Annotated in this window: 4 protein-coding genes and 2 pseudogenes; 3 read left to right on the top strand and 3 right to left on the bottom strand. The window is 69.5% G+C overall.

Annotation, left to right across the window (positions count from 1 at the left end):
- A pseudogene (locus GJV64_RS11310) lies at nt 1–259 on the top strand (penicillin-binding protein); the annotation flags it as partial.
- Here GJV64_RS11310 and xth read toward each other — a convergent pair.
- Together xth and GJV64_RS11300 are read right to left on the bottom strand one after the other, a co-directional pair.
- Complete coding sequence (gene xth / locus GJV64_RS11305) at nt 260–1027, bottom strand: exodeoxyribonuclease III (RefSeq protein WP_164157327.1); 768 nt, start codon at nt 1025–1027, stop codon at nt 260–262.
- 17 nt (nt 1028–1044) lie between these two features.
- Nucleotides 1045–2616 (bottom strand): cisplatin damage response ATP-dependent DNA ligase, encoded by a 1572-nt coding sequence (locus GJV64_RS11300; RefSeq protein WP_164157326.1) that lies wholly within the window; start codon nt 2614–2616, stop codon nt 1045–1047.
- 66 nt (nt 2617–2682) lie between these two features.
- Here GJV64_RS11300 and GJV64_RS11295 point away from each other — a divergent pair, with 66 nt between their 5' ends.
- Nucleotides 2683–3357 (top strand): MerR family transcriptional regulator, encoded by a 675-nt coding sequence (locus GJV64_RS11295; protein WP_164157325.1) that lies wholly within the window; start codon nt 2683–2685, stop codon nt 3355–3357.
- A 38-nt stretch (nt 3358–3395) separates the two neighbouring features.
- Nucleotides 3396–4451, top strand: a complete 1056-nt coding sequence (locus GJV64_RS11290; RefSeq protein ID WP_235927709.1) for an asparaginase — start codon at nt 3396–3398, stop codon at nt 4449–4451.
- Between the two features lie 2 nt (nt 4452–4453).
- Here the strand turns inward: GJV64_RS11290 and GJV64_RS11285 are convergent.
- Nucleotides 4454–4899, bottom strand: a pseudogene (locus GJV64_RS11285) (hypothetical protein); the annotation flags it as partial.

Below are 4899 nucleotides of genomic sequence, written 5' to 3'. Positions count from 1 at the left end.
CCTCGCCGGCGGGCGGGCGCCAGCGCGGGCCTTCGCGCAGTACATGGCGCGCGCCGTGGGTGGCACCCCGCCCGAGCCGCTCGCCACCGATGTCTCGGAAGATCCGGGCCTGTTCGGCGAGCCGGACGCCGAAAGCTATGGCATCACCATGGACGAGGCGCCGGCAGCCGGCGAGCCACCGCCGATGGATGAGGCCCCGCGGCTGGATGACAACTGGCTGGACAAGGCCCTGAACGAACCGGCCCCGCCTGCGCGATAACTAGCTGAGCACGCACCAGGCCGGGGCGTGATCGCTAGCCTTCTCTTGCCCGCGCACGTCTTTCATCACGCCCGCATCGGCCAGCCGGTCGGCGGCGGCCGGCGAGAGCAGCAGGTGATCGATGCGAAAGCCGTGGTCGCGAGGCCAGGCACCAGCCTGATAGTCCCAGAAGCTCCAGATGCCACCATTGGGATGGAGCGACCGCACCGCATCCGTCCAGCCCTGCCACAGCAATTGGCGATAGGCGGCGCGGCTCTGCGGCAGCTTCAGTGCGTCGTCGGCCATGGCGGCGGCATCCCAGATGTCGTCATCATTGGGGATCACGTTGTAATCACCGGCCAGCACCACCGGCAGTCCGGTTTCGAGCAGTGCCGCCGCGCGGGCCCGCAGCCGCTCCATCCACGCCAGCTTGTAGTCATATTTCGGCCCCGGCGCCGGGTTGCCGTTGGGCAGATAGAGCGAGGAGACACGCACGCCCGCCACGTCGGCCTCAAGATAGCGGGCCTGCTCGTCCGCATCATCGCCGGGCAGGCCGCGCTGCACCTCGGTTGCCGGCTCGCGGGACAGGATGGCGACGCCGTTGAAGCCCTTCTGGCCGTGGACGAGACAGTGGTAGCCGGCCTCTTTCAGCACATCGACGGGGAAATTCTCGCTGACCGTCTTGATCTCCTGCAGGCAGGCGATATCGGGCTTTGCCGCCTCCAGCCATTCCAGCAGGCGCGGCAGGCGGGCGTTGGTGCCGTTGATGTTGAACGTCGCGATGAGCATGGCCCAACCCTAGGCTCTCAACTGGCCAGCTTCAACAGCGCCGCCAGCGTGTCGGCCTCGGCGGCCGGCTTGTCACTGCGGATGCGCGATATGCGCGGAAAGCGCATGGCCAGGCCGGACTTGTGGCGCGTCGAGGCATGGATGCTGTCGAACGCCACCTCCAGCACCAGGGATTTTTCCACCTCGCGCACCGGGCCGAAACTGTTCACCGTGTGGCTGCGCACCCATTTGTCGAGGAAGGCGAGCTCCGCATCGGTGAAGCCGGAATAGGCCTTGCCGACAGGGAGCAGCTGGCCGTCGCCAGCCCAGCAGCCGAAGGTGAAATCGCTGTAGAGGCTCGAGCGTTTGCCATGGCCGCGTTGGGCATACATCAGCACGCAATCAGCGGTGAGCGCATCGCGCTTCCACTTGAACCACAGGCCGGCCCGGCGCCCGGCCAGATAGGGCGCATCACGGCGCTTCAGCATCAGTCCCTCGATGGCAGCATCGCGCGCGCCGGCTCTCAGCGTGGCGAGCTCCTCCCAGTCACGTGCCTCGACCACGGGCGACAGCTCGAAGCGCTCGGGATCGAGCCGCGGCAGCAGCGCCTCCAGCCGTTGCCGGCGTGCCGTCCAGGGCAGCGCACGCACGTCCTCGCCGGCATGGGCCAGCAGGTCATAGACGCGCACGAAGGCCGGGCGCTCGGCGATCAGCCGGGCTGGCGGCGCCTTGCGGCCCAACCGCTGCTGCAGTGCGTTGAAACTGCCAGATGCGAGGGCGCCATCGGCCTGCCCTTCCCCGCGCACCAGAAGCTCGCCGTCCAGCGCCGCCGGCAGCTCCAGCGTTACGTCAGGGAAACTCGCCGAGATATCGTCGCCGGTGCGGCTGAACAGCCGCGTCTGGCCGCCGGCGTGGACGACCTGCACGCGGATGCCATCCCACTTCCATTCGGCAACATGGTCTGCGAGGTCAAGCGGCGCTTCCAGCGGGGTGGCCAGCATGAACGGGCGGAAGATCGGCACGTCACCAGCGGTGGGCGGCGGCGCGGCACCGCACCCCCAGGCGAACAGCGGCGCGAACGGCGGGCTCAGCCCATGCCACACCTCCTCCACCGCCTCGACATCGAGGTCGAAGGCCTGCGCAAAGCCGGTCTTGGCCAGCCGCGCCGAGACGCCGGCCCGAAGCGCGCCTGTGGCCAGCTTGATCAACGCATAGCGGCCGGGCGCGTCCAGCCGATCGAGCAGCATCGCCACCACGGCGGGCGCCGCGCTGCGCGACAGGCCGGACAATTGCTCGACGACATCGTCCAGCGTCGGCGATGGCGGGCGTTCGCCGGGCGGGTCGGGCCAGAGCAGGGAGATCGTCTCGGCCATGTCGCCGACGAAATCATGGCTGAGCGCGAACAGCACCGGGTCCACCCGCTCGGCGGCAAGCGCCTTCAGCAGGCTTGGCTGCACCGCCTTCAGTTCGAGCCGGCCGGTGAGCGCCGCCAGCGCCCAGCCGCGCGCCGGATCGGGGGTGGCACGCAGATAGTCGGCGATCAGTCGCAGCTTGCCATGGCGGCTGCGCGTGTAGGTCAACGCGTCGAGCAGGCGGGCGAATTGCTCCATCGGCGCCAGCGTTAGCACGGGGTTAGCATGGGGCAAGAAGATGCGCTAAGGCCTTGGCTCATGCGCATGCGTGACCTTGAGAAGGCCAGCGGTGTGGGGCGGGAGACCATCCGCTTCTACATCCGCGAAGGCCTGCTGCCCGAACCCGACAAGCCGAGCCGCAACAGCGCGCGCTATTCGGATGTGCACGTGGCGCGCCTGAAGGCGATCAAGCGCCTGCAGGAGGAGCGGTTCCTGCCTCTGTCGGTGATCCGCACCCTGCTCGAGGCCGAGGATGGTGATCGCTGGCTGCTGCCCGACATGTTCCCGATGCTGGAAGCCACGCTGGCGCAGCGGCTCGCCGAAGCCGGCCCGGCGCGGGTGGCGCTCAGCGATCTGGGCCTGCCAGATCACCAGCAGGACCATCTCGCTGAACTGATGATCACCGTGGCGGAAGACGGCACCGTGTCGGGCCGCGATGCCGCCATCCTGCGGACCGTGCAGAAGCTTGACGACATCGGCTTCACGCCGGAGCTGGGCTTTCACGGCGGCCAAATGCGGCTCTACAACGTGCTGATCGACTGGCTGACCCAGCAGGAAATCCGCCACTTCCTCGAACATATCGCCGGCCATGTCGGCGAGGCCAAGGCGCTGGAGATGGCCGAACAGGGCATCGCCATCATCAACGAGCTGCTGGGCCAGCTGCGCACCCGCGCCCTGCTCCGGAAACTGGCCGACCTGCGCCAGACCAGCCAGAGCTGAACGAAAGACCCAAAAGCATGATGCACAGATTGCGCGTGATGATGCTTCTCGCCGCCTGGTCAGGCGCGGCGATGGCCCAGCCCGCAGCGCAGCCCGCACCACAACCACTTGGCCAGGTGCGCGTGCTGGCCACCGGCGGCACCATCGCCGGGGCGGGCAACGCCGCCGGGGTGAGCTACAAGTCGGGCGTGGTCGGGGTGGCGGACCTGATCCGCGCGGTGCCCGGCGTCGAACAGGTGGCGACCATCTCGGCGGAACAGGTCGCCAATGTCGCCAGCGGCGACATGGACGAGACGCTGTGGCGCCGGCTGCTGGGCCGGGTGGAGGCCGCCATCGCCGATCCCGGCGTGAATGGCGTCGTCATCACCCATGGCACTGATACGCTGGAGGAGACCGCCTTCTTCCTCAGCCTGCTGGTGCCAGCCACCAAACCAGTGGTGCTGGTCGGCTCGATGCGGCCCAGCACGGCGATCTCGGCGGACGGGCCCCAGAACCTGGGCGATGCCATCCGCGTCGCGGTGGCGCCGGCGTCTGCCGGACGCGGCGTGATGGTGGTGATGAACGACACGATCTTCGATCCCACGTCCGTCACCAAGGTGGACGTGCGGCGGGTGGAGGCCTTTGCGGCACCGTCGCACGGGCCAATTGGCGATATGCTGAAGCCCCAGCCGCGCTTCTTCACCGGCAGCCTGCCGGCCCCGCCTTCGCTGACGCTGAAGCCCGGCGCGCTGCCGTCGGTCGCCATCGTCTATGCCCATGCCGGCCTCACCGGCGATGACGTGCGCCGCATCGCCGGCGACGCCAAGGGCGTGGTGATTGCCGGCGTGGGCGCCGGCGGCTTTTCAACCAGCGCGAGGAAAGCGATCGGGGAGCTGACGAAGCGCGGGGTCGCCGTGGTGCGCACGCCGCGCCAGGGCCATGGCGACATCTGGACAAGCGACGGACCCGACGACGGGGACAGCGTCTCAACCATCGCCGGGCGCGAACTCACCCCGGCGAAGGCCCGCATCCTGTTGATGCTGGCTCTGCAGGAACGGCGCGACACCGCCGGCCTGCAGGCGCTGTTCGACTATTATGGCGTGCCCGTCCGCTAGGCTCAGAAGCCGGCGGACACGGTGACCACCGGGCCACTGCCCGGCAGGGCATTACCGCCCACCCTCTCCCGCCAGTCGGCCTGCAGGCGGATGCCTTGCCAGCCGGCACTGACCGACGGTCCGACATCGGCGCGCCAGACATCGGGACTGCCCGGCCCCGAGCCGGTCTGCCCGCTGGCCCAGGCCCCGGCGGCCAGCGTGGCGGGGCCGAGCCTGAGCAGCCGCGCGGTGGCCTGGGCGCCGCCATAGGCCTGGCCGCCGCCCAGCACCCCGGCTTCGCCATAGGCCGCCAGCCTGCCCCTGCTCTGCCCCGCGGCCAGACGCAGCGTCCAGTCGCCGCGCGCCTGGGCGCCGATCGCAATCATCCGTTCTGCTGACAGGGCGACGCCCGGCAGCAGCGCCTGGCGCACGCCGATCGCTGCCAGCGCCGTTTCCTGCCGCACGCCGG

The sequence above is a fragment of the Sandarakinorhabdus rubra genome (genome assembly GCF_010994245.1).
Lineage (GTDB): Bacteria > Pseudomonadota > Alphaproteobacteria > Sphingomonadales > Sphingomonadaceae > Sandarakinorhabdus > Sandarakinorhabdus rubra.
The sequence above is the reverse complement of the archived record's forward strand: the minus strand, read 5'-3'. Positions and strand labels throughout refer to the sequence as shown.